14 protein-coding genes are annotated in these 19,261 nt (G+C 65.3%); 13 read left to right on the forward strand and 1 reads right to left on the reverse strand.

Annotated elements, in window-relative coordinates; all coding sequences use genetic code 11:
• Window positions 1–8 precede the first annotated feature (8 nt).
• Entirely contained in the window at window positions 9–914 is a 906-nt protein-coding gene (locus tag H977_RS0104930) for an ROK family protein (protein ID WP_029106807.1), read from the forward strand.
• On the opposite strand, the gene H977_RS34705 is transcribed toward H977_RS0104930, so the two are convergent.
• Window positions 815–1,288, reverse strand: a complete 474-nt coding sequence (locus H977_RS34705) for a winged helix-turn-helix transcriptional regulator (protein ID WP_081681620.1) — start codon at window positions 1,286–1,288, stop codon at window positions 815–817. The two genes, H977_RS0104930 and H977_RS34705, sit on opposite strands and share 100 nt — an antisense overlap.
• A gap of 57 nt (window positions 1,289–1,345) precedes the next feature.
• Between H977_RS34705 and H977_RS0104940 the strand changes: the two genes are divergently transcribed.
• The 12 genes from H977_RS0104940 to H977_RS0104995 all read left to right on the forward strand — a co-directional run bounded on the left by H977_RS0104940 (window position 1,346) and on the right by H977_RS0104995 (window position 19,261).
• Complete coding sequence (locus tag H977_RS0104940; protein WP_029106808.1) at window positions 1,346–1,810, forward strand: anthrone oxygenase family protein; 465 nt, start codon at window positions 1,346–1,348, stop codon at window positions 1,808–1,810.
• 314 nt (window positions 1,811–2,124) lie between these two features.
• On the forward strand, window positions 2,125–2,652 hold the full coding sequence (gene rplJ / locus H977_RS0104945; RefSeq protein WP_029106809.1) for a 50S ribosomal protein L10: 528 nt from the start codon (window positions 2,125–2,127) through the stop codon (window positions 2,650–2,652).
• Between the two features lie 89 nt (window positions 2,653–2,741).
• Window positions 2,742–3,128: a 50S ribosomal protein L7/L12 gene (gene rplL, locus H977_RS0104950; protein WP_029106810.1), complete on the forward strand. Its 387-nt coding sequence runs from the start codon at window positions 2,742–2,744 to the stop codon at window positions 3,126–3,128.
• A gap of 201 nt (window positions 3,129–3,329) precedes the next feature.
• On the forward strand, window positions 3,330–4,415 hold the full coding sequence (locus H977_RS0104955) for an ABC transporter ATP-binding protein (RefSeq protein WP_029106811.1): 1,086 nt from the start codon (window positions 3,330–3,332) through the stop codon (window positions 4,413–4,415).
• 78 nt (window positions 4,416–4,493) lie between these two features.
• Window positions 4,494–5,606 carry a hypothetical protein gene (locus tag H977_RS0104960; RefSeq protein ID WP_029106812.1) on the forward strand — a complete coding sequence of 371 codons (1,113 nt, stop codon included), beginning with the start codon at window positions 4,494–4,496 and terminating at the stop codon, window positions 5,604–5,606.
• Between the two features lie 419 nt (window positions 5,607–6,025).
• Entirely contained in the window at window positions 6,026–9,535 is a 3,510-nt protein-coding gene (gene rpoB / locus H977_RS0104965) for a DNA-directed RNA polymerase subunit beta (protein WP_029106813.1), read from the forward strand.
• 36 nt (window positions 9,536–9,571) lie between these two features.
• On the forward strand, window positions 9,572–13,525 hold the full coding sequence (locus H977_RS0104970) for a DNA-directed RNA polymerase subunit beta' (protein WP_029106814.1): 3,954 nt from the start codon (window positions 9,572–9,574) through the stop codon (window positions 13,523–13,525).
• 143 nt (window positions 13,526–13,668) lie between these two features.
• Complete coding sequence (locus H977_RS0104975) at window positions 13,669–14,559, forward strand: type IV toxin-antitoxin system AbiEi family antitoxin domain-containing protein (RefSeq protein ID WP_029106815.1); 891 nt, start codon at window positions 13,669–13,671, stop codon at window positions 14,557–14,559.
• Between the two features lie 94 nt (window positions 14,560–14,653).
• Window positions 14,654–15,406: a deoxyribonuclease IV gene (locus H977_RS0104980; protein ID WP_029106816.1), complete on the forward strand. Its 753-nt coding sequence runs from the start codon at window positions 14,654–14,656 to the stop codon at window positions 15,404–15,406.
• 65 nt (window positions 15,407–15,471) lie between these two features.
• Window positions 15,472–16,575 carry a phosphatase PAP2 family protein gene (locus H977_RS0104985; protein ID WP_029106817.1) on the forward strand — a complete coding sequence of 368 codons (1,104 nt, stop codon included), beginning with the start codon at window positions 15,472–15,474 and terminating at the stop codon, window positions 16,573–16,575.
• Between the two features lie 57 nt (window positions 16,576–16,632).
• Window positions 16,633–18,261 (forward strand): acyl-CoA dehydrogenase family protein, encoded by a 1,629-nt coding sequence (locus tag H977_RS0104990; RefSeq protein WP_051288681.1) that lies wholly within the window; start codon window positions 16,633–16,635, stop codon window positions 18,259–18,261.
• Window positions 18,262–18,346: 85 nt separating this feature from the next.
• Complete coding sequence (locus H977_RS0104995) at window positions 18,347–19,261, forward strand: crotonase/enoyl-CoA hydratase family protein (RefSeq protein ID WP_029106819.1); 915 nt, start codon at window positions 18,347–18,349, stop codon at window positions 19,259–19,261.

Consider the following 19,261-nt stretch of genomic DNA (forward strand, 5'->3'; position numbering starts at 1 on the left):
AGACCCGTATGGCACCGAAAGCCCTGACCATGGCGCTCGACATCGGCGGCACCAAGGTCGCCGCCGGCCTGGTCGATCCTGACGGACGTTTGATCCATCGGGCCCAGCTGCCGACCCCGGACGGTGATGCCGAGGCTGTGTGGGCCGTCGTCGAGAAGCTGCTCGGTGAGACGATGCAGCGCGCAGACGGAGCCGCGACGGCCGTCGGCGTGGCTTCCGCCGGGCCGATCGATCTTCCCAACGGCACGGTAAGCCCCATCAACATCGTTGAATGGCAAAGCTTTCCGATCGTGGAGCGGGTTGCCGGCGTGACCCGCCTGCCGGTGCGGCTCGGCGGCGACGGGCTCTGTATGGCTCTGGGGGAGCAGTGGTGCGGCGCCGGCCGGGGTGCGCAGTTCCTGCTCGGCATGGTGGTGTCGACCGGCGTCGGTGGCGGCCTGGTGCTCGACGGCGCACCCTATGACGGCCGCACCGGCAACGCCGGTCATGTCGGCCACGTCGTCGTCGCCCCTGACGGAGGTGAGTTGTGTACCTGCGGCGGGCACGGTTGTGTCGAGACGATCGCCTCAGGGCCGAGCATGGTGCGGTGGGCCCGGCAGCATGGGTGGGACGGAACGGATGCCAAGGCCCTTGGCGAGGCGGCGAATCAGGGAAATGAGTTGGCCCTCAACGCATTCCACCGCAGTGCCCGCGCGGTGGCGGCGATGATCGCGTCGGTGGGCGCGGTGTGCGACCTGGACCTGGTGGCGATCGGTGGGGGAGTCGCCAAGTCCGGGGCGCTGCTGTTCGCCCCGCTGCGCGCGGCGCTGGTCGACTACGCGGGGCTGGACTTCCTGCGCGGGCTGCGGGTGGTGCCGGCCGAACTCGGCGGGGACGCCGGCCTGGTCGGCGCGGCGGCACTGGCGCGTGCCTGAGGCTGTCGGCGTATCCGGTGCCTGGGCTTCTGCTGCTGGATCGCCATGTGGGTGCGGCCCCAATCGCACAGTGCCGCCAGCACCGGCGCCAGCGTCCTGCCGTACTCCGAGATCGAGTAATGCACGCACGGTGGCACCGTGCCCGCGTCATGGCGGTCGATGATCCCGGCGTCGACCAGATCATGAAGATGCCGGATGAGCATGCGTTCGGTGATCTCGGGGATGCTGCGGCGCAGCTCGGCGGTGCGCATGGGGCCCTCGGCCAGGCGCCACAGGATGGTGCCCTTCCAGCGCCCGTCGATGACCGACAGGGTCGCGTCGATCGGGCACTCGCCGACCTCTTTCTTGGACACCGCCATATTCCAGCCTTCCATGCTGACTAATTTGTCAGTACCTTGTTTTTTGTCAGCGTACTGACCAGGGTCGATGGCGTGAACGAAATCGTGCAGATCCTCGCCGTGATCATCACCGGACCGCTTCTCGGCGTCGAGTACGGCGTCGCCGCATTCACCAATCCGATCCTGCGGCGGTTGCCCGACGCCGCCTACCGTCAGGCGCGCAGCACCGGCGGCCGGCTCCTCGGGAAGGTGATGCCGTTCTGGTACTCGGGGGCAGTGGCGCTGCTGATCGCTGCCACAGCGTGGAGCCCGGGACCGTTGCTCATCACCGCGGTGGTGCTGATGGGGCTGGTCATGCTGCTCAGCCTCACCACGCTGGTGCCGATCAACAACCGCGTCGCCGCGGGGTTCGGTGAGGATGGCAGTGCCGAGGGCGGAGGTGGTGTCGACGCCGAACAGCTCGACGAGCTCACCCGGCGCTGGGACCGTCTGCACTGGTTGAGGGTCGGACTGCTCGGCGCCGCGTTCGTCTGTCTGGTGCTGGCCGGCGCGCTCTGAAGCCGCGACCGTTCTCGTTTTGGCTGATCGGTGGGTGTTCGGCTACTCTGGTCGAGTTCCACCGAAGACCGTTGGTCACCGATGAGCGCTTGGACGAAGTTCAGGTAGCTCGCTAATTGGTTGAAGGTCCGGAAGTGTCTGTTGTTCTTCGCGCAAGCGGCTCATCAGAAACCCGGCGGCCCACGCAGGAGGACGAGGCTTGAGCCAGTTTCGTGCTGGTTATATCTGCGCCCCGACCTGTCTGCGTCGGGGCGTTCGTCATTTCACGGCCCCAAGTTGGTGGAGCGCCCGATACCCACCACAAGGAGGCATGCATGGCCAAGGCTGACAAAGCCACGGCGGTTGCCGACATTGCTGAGCAGTTCAAGGCGTCGACGGCCACCGTCGTCACCGAGTACCGCGGGCTGACTGTGGCGAACCTGGCTGAGCTGCGTCGTTCCCTCGGCGACTCCGCCTCGTACACCGTCGCCAAGAACACTCTGGTGAAGCGCGCCGCGTCCGAAGCCGGCATTGAAGGTCTCGACGAGCTGTTCGCCGGTCCCACGGCGATCGCGTTCGTCCAGGGTGAGCCGGTTGACGCCGCCAAGGCGATCAAGAAGTTCGCCAAGGACAACAAGGCGCTCGTCATCAAGGGCGGCTACATGGACGGCAAAGCGCTGTCCGTCGCCGACGTAGAGAAGATCGCCGACCTCGAGTCGCGCGAGGTTCTGCTCGCCAAGCTGGCAGGTGCCATGAAGGGCAACCTGTCCAAGGCCGCCGGCCTGTTCAACGCTCCCGCTTCTCAGGTTGCCCGCCTCGCCGCGGCGCTGCAGGAGAAGAAGGCCGCTGAGGAAGCCGCTTAGCAGCTGCGTCGCTCGAACCGCTGCGCAATCGCAAACCGCATTCGCACAACCCCCAACATCTGTAAGAAAAATCAGGAAGGACCATAAACATGGCCAAGCTGTCCACTGACGAACTGCTCGATGCGTTCAAGGAAATGACCCTGCTGGAGCTCTCTGAGTTCGTGAAGCAGTTCGAAGAGGTCTTCGAGGTCACCGCTGCCGCTCCGGTCGCCGTTGCCGCCGCGGGTGCCGCCCCGGCCGCCGCCGAGGCCGCCGAAGAGCAGTCGGAATTCGACGTCATCCTCGAAGGTGCCGGCGAGAAGAAGATCGGCGTCATCAAGGTCGTCCGCGAGATCGTCTCCGGCCTGGGCCTGAAGGAAGCCAAGGATCTGGTCGACGGCGCTCCCAAGCCGCTGCTGGAGAAGGTCACCAAGGAGGCCGCCGAGGACGCCAAGGCCAAGCTCGAGGCCGCAGGCGCCAGCGTCACCGTCAAGTAGTCCGAACCGGACCGCAAGAACCCCCGAATCCCCACGGATTCGGGGGTTCTTTGCTTGTATGAACTGGATTGGTCCGGTCGGCCCCCGGGTACTCCTGGATATTGGGAGACAAGCATGTGTGGGGCGCGTCGCGTGCGCTATGGTGACTCAAGCCACAGGCCGCAGCAGGTGGCGGGGTGAGCCGTAGGCGGAAGGATCTTTATGGGCGTCCAGATCGATGTGACGGGACTGAGCAAATCTTTCGGATCGTCAAAGATTTGGGAAGACGTCACGTTGACGGTTCCCGAGGGCGAGGTCAGCGTGTTGCTGGGCCCGTCCGGTACCGGTAAATCGGTGTTCCTGAAGTCCCTGATCGGTCTCCTGCGTCCGGAGCGCGGCTCGATCGTCATCGACGGCACCAACATCCTTGAGTGCTCGGCCAAAGAGCTCTACGAAATCCGCACGTTGTTCGGTGTGCTGTTCCAGGACGGTGCGCTGTTCGGCTCGATGAACATCTATGACAACACCGCCTTCCCGTTGCGTGAGCACACGAAGAAGAGCGAGTCCGAGATCCGCAACATCGTCATGGAGAAGCTCGACCTGGTCGGTATGCCCAATGACGGACACAAGTTCCCCGGCGAGATCTCCGGCGGTATGCGCAAGCGCGCCGGCCTGGCCCGCGCCCTGGTGCTCGACCCGAAGATCATCCTGTGCGACGAGCCGGACTCCGGTCTGGACCCGGTGCGTACCGCATACCTGTCGCAGCTGCTGATCGACATCAACGCGCAGATCGACGCGACGGTGCTGATCGTGACGCACAACATCAACATCGCCCGGACGGTGCCCGACAACATCGGCATGCTGTTCCGCAAGCAGCTGGTCATGTTCGGCCCCCGCGAGGTGCTGCTGACCAGTGAAGAGCCCGTCGTCAAGCAGTTCCTCAACGGTCGTCGTATCGGCCCGATCGGTATGTCGGAGGAGAAGGACGAGGCGACCGCGGCCGCCGAGCAGGCCATGATCGAGGCCGGCCAGCACGACGGTGGTGTCGAGGAGATCGAGGGTGTGCCGCCGCAGCTGATGGCGACGCCGGGTATGCCGGAGCGCAAGGCCGTGGGCCGGCGCCAGGCTCGGGTGCGCGAGATCCTGCACACGCTGCCGCCGGCTGCGCAGGCCGCGATCCTCGACGACCTCGAGGGCACGCACAAGCTGCCGGTGCACCAGTTCGCCGATGAGCCCACCGCACGCCACCACCGCCCGGTCGAGGACGACGCCCCGACCGGAGCCATCGAGGTTCCTCACCAGAGCTGAGTTTCATCGAATCAGGCCGGACCCCAGGGTCCGGCCTGATTTGTGTCCCAGACACGTCGCAGACAGCCAGGAGCCGACATGTACCCGCAACCCGGTCAGGCCGGTCGTTTCGAGCAATTGCCCGGCGGCGTGATCCGGGCGCACGGTATCGCGCACTCACGCATGATCGGCCAGCTGGCGCGCGCCGAATACCTCTCCAAGCGCTGGATGTGGGCGGTACTGGTCCCGGCGTTCGTGGTCGTTCCGGTGGTCATGGGTCTGTTCGACGATGACCGACCGTCGGGCACCGCATTGTTGACCTCGATGGTGTTCCGCTTCGCCTTCAGCGTCGTCATCCTCGCGGTGTTCGCACTTGGCCTGCTCTATCTCACGGCACCGCGCAGCTGGTCGTTGAAGCTACCTGCCGGCACACCGATGTATGCCGAGTTCACGCCCGACTCGGTCGGTATCGGCTGGCTGGACCGCTTCAACGCGATCTACCTCAACCAGATCGTCCAGGTCCGGCACATTTCCTCGGTCCTGGTGGTGCAGGGCGTCGGTGGCACCGAGTTGCTGATTCCCGACGAACTGGTTCCGCCACACGTCGCCTCGGGACTTCTGTCCAACTTCGCGCAGCGTCGGCAAACTTCATCGGTCGGGATGAATACGTCGCAGCCAAGGCCGGCGCCGGCCGGCGCGGCGCAGGGCTCCGCCCCGGACGGAGTGATCCGTACCGCGGGCATCGCCGACGCCGGGCTGGCCGGCCAGCTGGCCACAGCGGTGCGGCGCAGCACGGCGATGCGGACGGCGCTCGCCCTCGCGATCGTGATGCCGCTGCTCGCGGTCGGCCTTTTCAGTCTTGAGGACGGGGGATTGACCGGAGCTTCGCTGCTGCCTGCCGGTGGCGTGCTGGTCGCCGGCGTCGGGGTGATCGGGTATTTCATGATCTTCGGGTTACCGATGAAATTCCGTCAGCTGGTCCCCGCCGGCGCCCCGATCTCGGCAGAATTCGGACCGCGGCAGATCGGCGTCCGACTCGGTGGCCACCTGCAGACGGTCGAGCTCGGCTCCATCAAACGCATCCGGCACGCCGACCATGCGTTTCACCTCACGACGCGGGGTTTCACGCCAGGACTGATCATCCCCGAGCAGCTCGTTCCGCCGCAGGTGGCGTCGGGGTTGTTCGCGCGTTTCGGTTCAGCGCAGGTGTAGCCGGGCCAAGCGTTTGCAGGAGTTGCAGTTCAGGGGAGGGTTCGGGGCACCAAACCGCGCGTCACCTCTTGACGGAAGGCCATGGACAGGCCAATCTGTTGGGCAGCATGTGTGAAGGGTTCAGGGACGCCAGCCAGCGCCAGGTGACCCAATTCACGCAGTGGATATGTGGTGGTCGAGGAATGCTCGTTGAATAACTGGCGGACGTGCGCTATCGTTGGACGTTGCGCTGGCTGCATCCTGCCCACTCTCACCTGACCTGCACATCGTAGTTCTAGCCTGAGCGTTGCTCAGCACCTAGTCCTTGTGCCGTGCGTATGGGGTTCTGGACGAGCTGAAGTAGGAAACAGTCAGCCGAACCGACGCAGAATCGCGGCCAAGAAGGACGGCTCTTGCTGCCTTTTCAAAAGTCGCATGAGGTGCTGGAAGGATGCATCTTGGCAGTCTCTAGCCAGAGCACAGCGAACGCTAACACCAATAACTCCGTCCCAGGAGCACCGAACCGAGTTTCATTTGCCAAGCTCCGTGAACCACTTGAGGTTCCGGGGCTACTCGACGTTCAGACTGATTCCTTCGATTGGCTCGTCGGAGCGGACGGATGGCGCCAGAAGGCCGTCGCGCGCGGCGAGACCGACCCCAAGGGCGGTCTCGAAGAGGTGCTCGAGGAGCTCTCTCCGATCGAGGATTTCTCGGGCTCGATGTCGCTGAGCTTCTCCGACCCACGCTTCGACGAGGTCAAGGCGCCGGTCGACGAGTGCAAAGACAAGGACATGACGTACGCGGCTCCGCTGTTCGTCACGGCCGAGTTCATCAACAACAACACCGGTGAGATCAAGAGCCAGACGGTCTTCATGGGTGACTTCCCGATGATGACCGAGAAGGGCACCTTCATCATCAACGGCACCGAGCGTGTCGTGGTGAGCCAGCTGGTGCGTTCACCCGGTGTGTACTTCGACGAGAACATCGACAAGTCCACCGAGAAGACGCTGCACAGCGTCAAGGTGATCCCCGGCCGCGGTGCGTGGTTGGAGTTCGACGTCGACAAGCGCGACACCGTCGGTGTGCGAATCGACCGCAAGCGTCGCCAGCCGGTCACCGTGCTGCTGAAGGCGCTGGGCTGGACCAACGAGCAGATCGTGGAGCGCTTCGGCTTCTCCGAGATCATGATGGGCACCCTCGAGAAGGACAGCACCGCTGGCCCCGACGAGGCGCTGCTGGACATCTACCGGAAGCTGCGTCCGGGCGAGCCGCCGACCAAGGAGTCCGCGCAGACCCTGCTGGAGAACCTGTTCTTCAAGGAGAAGCGCTACGACCTGGCCCGCGTCGGCCGCTACAAGGTCAACAAGAAGCTGGGCCTGAACGCCGGCCAGCCGATCACGTCCTCGACCCTCACCGAGGAAGACGTCGTCGCCACCATCGAGTACCTGGTGCGTCTGCACGAGGGCCAGACCTCGATGACCGTTCCCGGCGGCGTCGAGGTTCCGGTCGAGGTCGATGACATCGACCACTTCGGTAACCGTCGTCTGCGTACCGTCGGCGAGCTGATCCAGAACCAGATCCGCGTGGGCCTGTCCCGCATGGAGCGTGTCGTTCGCGAGCGGATGACGACTCAGGACGTCGAGGCGATCACGCCGCAGACCCTGATCAACATCCGTCCCGTCGTGGCGGCCATCAAGGAGTTCTTCGGAACCAGCCAGCTGTCGCAGTTCATGGACCAGAACAACCCGCTGTCGGGTCTGACCCACAAGCGTCGTCTGTCGGCGCTGGGCCCCGGCGGTCTGTCCCGTGAGCGTGCCGGCCTTGAGGTCCGCGACGTGCACTCCAGCCACTACGGCCGCATGTGCCCGATCGAGACCCCTGAGGGTCCGAACATCGGTCTGATCGGCTCGCTGTCGGTGTACGCCCGGGTCAACCCGTTCGGCTTCATCGAGACGCCGTACCGCAAGGTCACCGATGGCGTCGTCACCGATCAGGTCGACTACCTGACCGCCGACGAGGAGGACCGCCACGTCGTGGCGCAGGCCAACTCGCCGATCGCCGCCGACGGCAGCTTCACCGAAGACCGCGTGATGGTCCGCCGTAAGGGTGGCGAGGTCGAGAACGTGGCTCCGATCGACGTGGACTACATGGATGTCTCGCCGCGCCAGATGGTGTCGGTCGCGACCGCCATGATCCCGTTCCTCGAGCACGACGACGCCAACCGCGCCCTGATGGGTGCCAACATGCAGCGCCAGGCGGTTCCGCTGGTGCGCAGCGAGGCCCCGCTGGTCGGTACCGGCATGGAGTTGCGTGCCGCGATCGACGCGGGCGATGTCGTGGTCTCGGACAAGGCGGGCGTCGTCGAGGAGGTCTCGGCCGACTACATCACCGTGATGGCCGACGACGGCACCCGGCACACCTACCGGATGCGCAAGTTCGCCCGTTCCAACCACGGCACCTGTGCCAACCAGCGTCCGATCGTGGATGCCGGGCAGCGTGTCGAGGCCGGCCAGGTCGTCGCCGACGGTCCGTGCACCGAGAACGGTGAGATGGCCCTGGGCAAGAACCTGCTCGTGGCGATCATGCCGTGGGAGGGCCACAACTACGAGGACGCGATCATCCTCAGCAACCGCCTGGTTGAAGAGGACGTGCTCACCTCGATTCACATCGAAGAGCACGAGATCGATGCCCGCGACACCAAGCTGGGCGCCGAGGAGATCACCCGGGACATCCCGAACGTCTCCGACGAGGTGCTGGCCGATCTCGACGAGCGCGGCATCGTCCGCATCGGCGCCGAGGTCCGCGACGGCGACATCCTGGTCGGCAAGGTCACCCCGAAGGGCGAGACCGAGCTGACGCCGGAAGAGCGCCTGCTGCGTGCCATCTTCGGTGAGAAGGCCCGCGAGGTTCGCGACACGTCGCTCAAGGTGCCCCACGGTGAGTCCGGCAAGGTCATCGGCATCCGGGTGTTCTCTCGCGAGGATGACGACGAGCTGCCGGCCGGCGTCAACGAGCTGGTCCGCGTGTACGTGGCCCAGAAGCGCAAGATCTCCGACGGCGACAAGCTCGCCGGACGCCACGGCAACAAGGGCGTCATCGGCAAGATCCTGCCTATCGAGGACATGCCGTTCCTGCCCGATGGCACCCCGGTGGACATCATCCTGAACACCCACGGTGTGCCGCGTCGTATGAACATCGGCCAGATCCTGGAAACCCACCTCGGGTGGGTGGCCAAGGCCGGTTGGAACATCAACGTGGCCGAGGGAACGCCTGAGTGGGCGAGCAAGTTGCCCGAGCAGCTGTACTCGGCTCCGGTCGACAGCATCGTGAGCACCCCGGTCTTCGACGGTGCCCGCGAAGAGGAGCTGGCCGGCCTGCTCGCCTCGACGTTGCCCAACCGCGACGGTGACGTCATGGTCAACGAGGACGGCAAGGCGACCCTGTTCGACGGCCGCAGTGGCGAACCGTTCCCGTACCCGGTGACGGTCGGCTACATGTACATGCTGAAGCTGCACCACCTGGTGGACGACAAGATCCACGCTCGTTCCACCGGCCCGTACTCGATGATCACCCAGCAGCCGCTGGGCGGTAAGGCGCAGTTCGGTGGCCAGCGATTCGGTGAGATGGAATGTTGGGCCATGCAGGCCTACGGTGCCGCCTACACCCTGCAGGAGCTGCTGACCATCAAGTCCGACGACACCGTCGGCCGGGTCAAGGTGTACGAGGCGATCGTGAAGGGCGAGAACATCCCCGAACCCGGTATTCCGGAGTCGTTCAAGGTGCTTCTCAAGGAGCTGCAGTCGCTGTGCCTCAACGTCGAGGTGCTCTCCAGCGACGGCGCGGCAATCGAAATGCGTGACGGCGATGACGAGGACTTGGAGCGTGCTGCTGCAAACCTCGGTATCAACCTGTCGCGCAACGAGTCCGCCTCTGTCGAAGATCTCGCCTGAGTTGTTTTCTAGTCCCGAAAGGGGAAAGGGAGTTACGTGCTAGACGTCAACTTCTTCGATGAACTCCGCATCGGTCTCGCGACCGCGGACGACATCCGCAACTGGTCCTTCGGCGAGGTCAAGAAGCCGGAGACCATCAACTACCGCACGCTCAAGCCCGAGAAGGACGGCCTGTTCTGCGAGAAGATCTTCGGACCTACTCGCGACTGGGAGTGCTACTGCGGCAAGTACAAGCGCGTCCGCTTCAAGGGCATCATCTGTGAGCGCTGCGGCGTCGAGGTGACCCGTGCCAAGGTGCGTCGTGAACGGATGGGCCACATCGAGCTGGCCGCACCCGTCACGCACATCTGGTACTTCAAAGGTGTTCCGTCCCGGTTGGGCTACCTGCTCGACCTGGCCCCGAAGGATCTGGAAAAGATCATCTACTTCGCGGCCTACGTGATCACCTCGGTCGACACCGAGATGCGGCACAACGAGCTGTCCACGCTCGAAGCCGAGATGGTCGTCGAGAAGAAGGCCGTCGAGGATCAGCGCGACTCCGACCTGGAGTCGCGGGCCCAGAAGCTCGAGGCCGACCTGGCCGAGCTCGAAGCCGAGGGTGCCAAGTCCGACGTGCGCCGCAAGGTGCGCGACGGCGGCGAGCGTGAGATGCGTCAGCTCCGCGACCGGGCCCAGCGTGAGCTGGACCGGCTCGACGAGATCTGGACCACCTTCACCAAGCTGGCCCCCAAGCAGCTGATCGTCGACGAGGTGCTCTACCGCGAGCTGCAGGATCGCTACGGCGAGTACTTCACCGGCGCCATGGGCGCGGAGTCGATCAAGAAGCTCATCGAGAACTTCGACATCGAGGCCGAGGCCGAGAACCTGCGCGAGACCATCCGCAGCGGCAAGGGCCAGAAGAAGCTGCGCGCACTCAAGCGCCTCAAGGTCGTCGCGGCCTTCCAGCAGTCGGGTAACTCCCCGCTGGGCATGGTGCTCGACGCCGTCCCGGTGATCCCGCCGGAGCTGCGTCCGATGGTTCAGCTCGACGGTGGCCGTTTCGCCACCTCCGACCTGAACGACCTGTACCGCCGCGTGATCAACCGCAACAACCGGCTCAAGCGACTGATCGACCTCGGCGCGCCCGAGATCATCGTCAACAACGAGAAGCGCATGCTTCAGGAGTCGGTGGACGCGCTGTTCGACAACGGCCGTCGTGGCCGGCCCGTCACCGGGCCGGGCAACCGTCCGCTCAAGTCGCTGTCCGATCTGCTCAAGGGCAAGCAGGGCCGCTTCCGTCAGAACCTGTTGGGTAAGCGCGTCGACTACTCGGGTCGTTCGGTCATCGTGGTCGGTCCTCAGCTCAAGCTGCACCAGTGCGGTCTGCCCAAGCTGATGGCACTGGAACTGTTCAAGCCGTTCGTGATGAAGCGTCTGGTCGACCTGAACCACGCGCAGAACATCAAGAGCGCCAAGCGCATGGTGGAGCGTCAGCGTCCCCAGGTGTGGGATGTCCTCGAAGAGGTCATCGCCGAGCACCCGGTGCTGCTGAACCGTGCACCTACGCTGCACCGCCTGGGTATCCAGGCCTTCGAGCCGCAACTGGTGGAAGGCAAGGCCATCCAGCTGCACCCGCTGGTGTGTGAGGCGTTCAACGCCGACTTCGACGGTGACCAGATGGCCGTGCACCTTCCGCTGTCCGCGGAGGCGCAGGCCGAGGCCCGCATCTTGATGCTGTCCTCGAACAACATCCTGTCCCCGGCGTCGGGTAAGCCGTTGGCCATGCCGCGTCTGGACATGGTGACCGGTCTGTACTTCCTGACCACCGAGGTTCCGGGCGACACCGGCGAGTACGTGCCGGCCGCCAAGGATCAGCCGGAGCACGGCGTGTACAGCTCACCGGCCGAGGCCATCATGGCGCTCGACCGCGGTGCCCTTTCGGTGCGCGCCAAGATCAAGGTGCGGCTGACCGACGCGCGTCCGCCGGCCGACATCGAGGCCGAACTGTTCGAGAACGGCTGGAAGCCGGGCGATGCCTGGACCGCGGACACCACGCTGGGCCGGGTGCTCTTCAACGAGCTGCTGCCCAAGAGCTATCCGTTCGTCAACGAGCAGATGCACAAGAAGGTCCAGGCCCGGATCATCAACGATCTGGCCGAGCGCTTCCCGATGATCGTGGTGGCGCAGACCGTCGACAAGCTCAAGGACGCCGGCTTCCACTGGGCCACCCGTTCGGGTGTCACCGTCTCGATGGCCGACGTTCTGGTGCCGCCGCAGAAGCAGGAGATCCTGGAGCGGCACGAGGCCGAGGCCGAGGCGATCGAGCGCAAGTACCAGCGCGGTGCGCTGAACCACAACGAGCGCAACGAGTCCCTGGTCAAGATCTGGCAGGACGCCACCGAAGAGGTGGGTAAGGCGCTGGAGGAGTACTACCCGGCCGACAACCCGATCATCACGATCGTGAAATCCGGCGCCACGGGTAACCTCACCCAGACCCGCACCCTGGCAGGCATGAAGGGCCTGGTGACCAACCCGAAGGGTGAGTTCATCCCGCGCCCGATCAAGTCCTCGTTCCGTGAGGGCCTGACGGTGTTGGAGTACTTCATCAACACCCACGGTGCTCGTAAGGGTCTGGCCGACACCGCTCTGCGTACCGCCGACTCGGGTTACCTGACCCGTCGTCTGGTGGACGTGTCGCAGGACGTCATCGTTCGCGAGAACGACTGCGAGACCGAGCGCGGCATCATCGTCACGCTGGCCGAGCGCGCTGCGGACGGTTCGCTGATCCGCGATGCGCACGTCGAGACCTCGGCGTTCGCCCGGACTCTGGCCACCGATGCGGTCGATGACAAGGGCAACGTCGTCATCGAGCGCGGCCATGACCTGGGTGACCCGGCCATCGACGCGCTGCTGGCTGCCGGTATCTCGCAGGTGAAGGTCCGCTCCGTGCTGACCTGCGCCTCGGCGTCCGGTGTGTGTGCCAAGTGCTACGGCCGTTCGATGGCCACCGGCAAGCTGGTCGACATCGGCGAGGCCGTCGGCATCGTCGCCGCCCAGTCCATCGGTGAGCCCGGTACCCAGCTGACCATGCGTACCTTCCACCAGGGTGGTGTTACCGGTGGCGCCGACATCGTCGGTGGTCTGCCTCGCGTGCAGGAGCTGTTCGAGGCTCGTATCCCGCGTAACAAGGCGCCCATCGCCGACGTCGCGGGCCGGGTCCGGCTGGAGGAGAGCGACAAGTTCTTCAAGATCACCATCGTTCCTGACGACGGTGGCGAGGAAGTTGTCTACGACAAGCTCTCCAAGCGCCAGCGGCTGCGTGTGATCACCCACGAGGACGGCTCCGAAGGCGTGCTGTCCGACGGTGACCACGTCGAGGTCGGCGACCAGCTGATGGAAGGCTCCGCGGATCCGCACGAGGTTCTGCGTGTCCAGGGCCCCCGCGAGGTGCAGATCCACCTCGTCAAGGAGGTCCAGGAGGTCTACCGAGCTCAGGGTGTGTCGATCCACGACAAGCACATCGAGGTCATCGTCCGGCAGATGCTGCGTCGCGTCACGATCATCGATTCGGGTGCCACGGAGTTCCTGCCCGGCTCGCTCACCGAGCGTGCCGAGTTTGAGACCGAGAACCGTCGCGTCGTGGCCGAGGGTGGCGAGCCCGCGGCCGGTCGCCCGGTGCTGATGGGTATCACCAAGGCATCGCTGGCCACGGATTCGTGGCTGTCGGCGGCGTCGTTCCAGGAGACCACTCGCGTGCTCACCGATGCGGCGATCAACTGCCGCAGCGACAAGCTGCAGGGTCTGAAGGAGAACGTGATCATCGGCAAGCTGATCCCGGCCGGTACCGGCATCGCCCGTTACCGCGACATCCAGGTGCAGCCGACCGAAGAGGCCCGCGCTGCGGCGTACACGATCCCGTCCTACGAGGATCAGTACTACAGCCCGGACTTCGGCCAGGCCACCGGTGCTGCGGTGCCGCTGGACGATTACGGATACTCGGACTACCGGTAGCTAGTCACCTCTCTGCGCGAGCAGACGCCAAAACCCCCAAAATCTCCGGATTTTGGGGGTTTTCGCGTCTCTTCGCCAAGGTTATCCACAGCTTGGCGACATGGGGCTGTTGCCGGGCGCGCTCCACGGTAAGCATGCAATGCATGGCACTCGACGCCGCGCACGACCTATTCATCGCAAACGGCGGTGTGGCCACGACTCGACAACTGCTGGCAGTTCTATCGCCCAAGGCATTAGAGGTCGCGGTTCGAGCCGGGAGACTCATTCGCGTTCGTCGCGGTGTGTATGCGTTGATTCCGCCCGACGTGTCGGCGAGGCTTGCCGCGCTGGATCTGGTGTCGGGCCGGCACATCGTGGCGTGCATGCATACCGCCGCACAGCTGTACGGCTTCGACACGGAGGCTGATGGGCGCTTGCACATTCTTGATCCCGGGGTGCGGGTGCGGCCATCGGCTGACCTGATGGTGCATCAGCGGATTGGCGCTCCGCTCAAGAAGGTTGACGGCCGGTTGGTCACAGCGCCGGCGTGGACAGCCGTCGAAATCGCCAGGACACTCCGCCGCCCACGTGCTCTTGCGGTGCTGGATGCTGCGCTTCGTACGGGGTGCTGTTCGCCCGCCGAGCTTGCCGCAGCGGTAGACGAGCAGAAGGGGCGCCGCGGGATCGTCAAGGTTCGCGAATTGATCGAGATTGCCGACGGGCGCGCCGAATCGCCCATGGAAAGTGAAGCCCGGCTGGTGTTCATCGACGGGGGATTGCCGCTACCTGAACTGCAGTACGAGATCATTGATCGGCAGGGAAAGCTCTGGCGGGTCGACTTCGCCTGGCTCGACGCGATGGTCGTCGCAGAATACGAGAGCATGGACTGGCATGCGAGTCCGGAAGCGCTCAAGCATGACCGGACCAAAACCGCCCGGCTTCAGGAATGCGGTTGGACCAGCATCCCGATTGTTGTCGACGACGTGCGGAAGCAACCACGCGAATTGGTCAGCCGGATTTTCGGCCACCTGGCACGGCCTCCGCTCGCCGGGTGAGCAGACGCGTACACCCCCATTTCCAGCCCAAATAGGGGGTCTACGCGTCTGCTCGGCGGAGGGGCTGTCACCGCGCCTCACTAGACTTGGCGGCGTGCTGATCGGTTCACATGTAGACAACACCGACCCCTTGGCCGCGGCGGTCGCAGACGGCGCCGACGTGGTGCAGTTCTTCCTGGGTAACCCGCAGAGCTGGAAAAAGCCCAAACCTCGTGAGGATGCCGAGGTGCTCAAGGCGTCGACGGTGCCGCTGTACGTCCATGCGCCGTACCTGATCAACGTGGCATCGGCCAACAACCGGGTGCGCATCCCGTCTCGCAAGATCCTGCAGGACACGTGCGACGCTGCCGCCGAGATCGGCGCCACCGCGGTGATCGTGCACGGCGGCCACGCCGACGACAACGACATGGAGGCCGGGTTCGAGCGTTGGGTCAAGGCCCTGGACTACTTGAACACCGATGTACCGGTGTATCTGGAGAACACCGCGGGCGGCGATCACGCCATGGCACGGCATTTCGATACGATCGCCAGATTGTGGGATCGCATCGGAGACAAGGGAATTGGCTTCTGCCTCGACACCTGCCACGCCTGGGCGGCGGGTGAGGCGTTGATCGACGCGGTGGACCGGATCAAGGCCATCACCGGGCGCATCGACCTGGTGCACTGCAACGATTCGCGTGATGCGGCCGGCTCCGGCGCAGACCGTCACGCGAATTTCGGTGCCGGGCAGATCGATCCGCAGTTGCTGGCCGCGGTGGTCAAGGCGGCCGACGCTCCGGTGATCTGTGAGACCTCCGAGCAGGGTCGCAAGGACGACATCGCGTTCCTGCGCGAACACGCCGGCTGACACGGTCGCCAACCTGAACCGTTTTCAACGGCACCGTGACGCGTAGGTGAACTAACGTCGGTTGCGTGACCGCGGTTGACGACTCGGTGACCGGCGAAGCACCAGCGCAGTCGGGTGGTGACAGCCGCGCCCGACGGCTGCGGATGCTGCGCTACGCCGCAATCCTGGTGTGGGCGACCGTGGTCGTCTACCGCACCGTGACCGACGGCTTCGCGTTCAACCGGGAACTGCTGCTGCTCTACATCGCCACCGGCCTACTGGTTGCCAGCATCGGCCAGGGGCGGCGGATGCTCTATGTCATCCGCGACTGGCTGCCGTTCGCCGTGGTCTTGGCGGCTTATGACCTGAGCCGCGGCGCCGCCACTCTGGTCGGCCGGCCCACGATGTGGCATTGGCAGGTCGACGCGGATCGCTGGATGTTCTTCGGCACGGTGCCCACGGTGTGGTTGCAGGAGCGGTTGAAACTGCCGTATCCGCCGTGGTGGGAAGTCGTGATCAGCACGGTCTACATGTCGTTTTTCATCCTTCCCTATGTCGTCGCAGGGGTGCTGTGGCTGCGTGACCGCGAGGAGTGGAAGCGTTTCGTGCGCCTGTTCGTCGGGCTGTCGTTCGCGGCCCTGCTCATTTATGCGTTGTTGCCGGCGGCGCCGCCGTGGGCCGCGGCACGGTGCACCGTCGACGACGTCGACGGCGGCCCGTCCGGGCCCGGGTGCATGTTCCGGTCAGCTCGCGACACGGTCGACGGAGGACTGCTCGGCGTCATGCAGGGCAGTCGAGACGGGGCCCACGACTGGATCGAACGGATCGTCACCCGCGGCTGGGGCAAGCTCAATCTGCACACCGCGGCGGCGCTGATCGATCAGGGACAGGCCAGCGTGAACCTCGTCGCGGCAATACCGTCGCTGCATGCGGGGCTCACGGCGGCGGTCGCGGTGTTCCTGTGGAACCGGGTGGGCCGCGCGTGGCGGCCACTGTTGGTGGCCTATCCGCTCATCATGGCGTTCACGCTGGTGTACACCGCCGAGCACTATGTGGTCGACATCCTGCTCGGCTGGATGTTGGCGGCCGTGGTGTTGGTTGCGCTCAATCACTATGACGCGCGCAGGGCGGCACGGAAGGCCGAAAGCGACACATCGCCCGCTGCGGTGGCAGAACTTGATCCGGCGTGAACGCTGTCGTCCATTACAACTATTGTGCGGTTGTCGAAAATTTGTAACACTGGGCGCATGGTCGATACACACGTCGTCACCAATCAGGTTCCCGACCTGGAGAACTACAACCCCGCCACCTCGCCGGTGCTCGCCGAGGCCCTCATCCGCGAAGGCGGGGAGTGGGGCGTCGACGAGGTCCATGACCTCGGCGCCGTCAACGGCAGCGCTCAGGCCCAGCGTTGGGGTGAGCTCGCCGACCGCAACCGTCCGGTGCTGCACACCCACGATCGCTACGGCCATCGGATCGATGAGGTCGAATACGACCCGGCCTATCACGAGCTGATGAACGTCGCCGTCACCCACGGCCTGCATGGCGCCCCGTGGGCCGACGAGCGGGCAGGGTCGCACGTGGTGCGCGCCGCCAAGATGTCGGTGTGGACCGTCGAACCGGGACATGTCTGCCCGATCTCGATGACCTACGCCGTGGTGCCCGCGCTCCGGTTCAACCCGGAGTTGGCCGCCATCTACGAGCCGCTGCTGACCAGCCGGGCATACGACCCTGAACTCAAGCTCGCGACCACCAAAGCCGGTATCACGGCGGGCATGTCGATGACCGAGAAGCAGGGCGGATCCGACGTGCGGGCGGGCACCACCGAAGCCACTCCCAACGGCGACGGCACTTACTCACTACGCGGGCACAAGTGGTTCACCTCGGCCCCGATGGGCGACATCTTCCTGGTTCTCGCCCAGGCGCCCGGCGGGCTGAGCTGCTTCTTCCTGCCGCGCATCCTGCCCGACGGCAGCCGCAACCGGATGCTCCTGCAGCGGCTGAAGGACAAGCTCGGCAACCACGCCAACGCCTCCAGTGAAGTCGAGTACGACGGCGCCACCGCCTGGCTGGTGGGCGAAGAGGGGCGCGGCGTGCCGACCATCATCGAGATGGTCAACCTCACCCGACTCGACTGCACGCTGGGCAGCGCCACGAGTATGCGCAGTGGCCTCGCCCGTGCCGTGCACCACGCCCAGCATCGAAAGGCGTTCGGCGCCTACCTGATCGATCAGCCCCTGATGCGCAACGTGCTCGCCGACCTGGCCGTGGAGGCCGAGGCGGCGACCATGCTGGCGATGCGGATGGCCGGCGCCACGGACAAGGCGGTCCGCGGTGACGAGCGTGAGTCGCTGCTGCGCCGCATCGGCCTGGCCGCAGGCAAATACTGGGTGTGCAAGCGCGCCACCCCGCATGCCGCGGAGGCGATGGAATGCCTGGGCGGCAACGGCTATGTCGAGGATTCGGGGATGCCCCGCCTGTACCGGGAAGCCCCGCTGATGGGCATCTGGGAAGGCTCGGGCAATGTCAGCGCACTGGATACCTTGCGCGCCATGGCAACTCGGCCCGAAAGCGTCGAGGTGCTCTTCGACGAACTCGCCAAGACCGCCGGGCAGGACCCGCGGCTGGACCGTCACGTCGCCGCGCTGCAGAACGATCTGCAGGATCTGGAGACCATCCAGTACCGGGGCCGCAAGGTCGCCGAGGACATCTCGCTGTCCTTGCAGGGCGCGCTGCTGGTGCGTCACGGTCACCCGGCCGTGGCCGAGGCCTTCCTGGCCAGCCGGCTCGGCGGCCAGTGGGGACAGGCGTTCGGAACGCTGCCCACCGGACTGGACTTGGCGCCGATCGTCGAGCGGGCGCTGGTCAAGGGATGAGTTCTTTCGCCGAGCAGACACAAACTCGCACGATTCAGGGTCATTTCGTGCGAGTTTGTGTCTGCTCGCGGTGGGAGGTGAGCGCATGAGCGTCGAAACGCTCAAGACGATGACCTACGAGGTCACCGATCGGATCGCACGAATCACGTTCAACCGCCCCGAAAAAGGCAACTCGATCGTCGCGGACACCCCGGTGGAACTGCAGGCTCTGGTTGAGCGCGCGGACCTGGATCCCAACGTTCACGTGATCCTGGTGTCCGGCCGCGGGCAAGGGTTCTGCGCCGGATTCGACCTGTCCGCCTACGCCGACGGCACGGGCGAGGCCGGGGGAGGCCGCTACGACGGAACGGTGCTGTCCGGAAAAACCCAAGCGGTGAACCATCTTCCGGACCAACCGTGGGATCCGATGGTGGACTACCAGATGATGAGCCGGTTCGTGCGCGGCTTCTCCAGTCTGATGCATGCCGACAAGCCGACCGTGGTCAAGATCCACGGCTACTGTGTGGCCGGCGGCACCGACATCGCGCTGCACGCCGACCAGGTGATCACCGCCTCCGATGCCAAGATCGGCTACCCACCCATGCGGGTGTGGGGTGTTCCGGCTGCCGGTCTGTGGGCACATCGGCTGGGTGATCAACGCGCCAAACGCCTTCTGTTCACCGGGGATTGCATCACCGGCGCGCAGGCGGCCGAGTGGGGAATGGCCGTCGAGGCCCCTGAGCCCGATGATCTCGACGAGCGCACCGAACGCCTCGTCGCGCGCATCGCCGCCATGCCGGTCAACCAACTCATCATGGCCAAACTGGCGTGTAACTCCGCGCTGCTGCAGCAGGGGGTGGCGACCAGTCGGATGGTGAGCACCGTGTTCGACGGCATCGCGCGGCACACTCCAGAAGGGCACGCGTTCGTCGCCGATGCGGTTGAACACGGCTTCCGCGAAGCGGTACGCCACCGCGACGAGCCGATGGGCGACTACGGGCGCAGGTCTTCCGAGGTGTGA

This window comes from Mycobacterium sp. URHD0025 (genome assembly GCF_000426065.1).
GTDB lineage: Bacteria > Actinomycetota > Actinomycetes > Mycobacteriales > Mycobacteriaceae > Mycobacterium.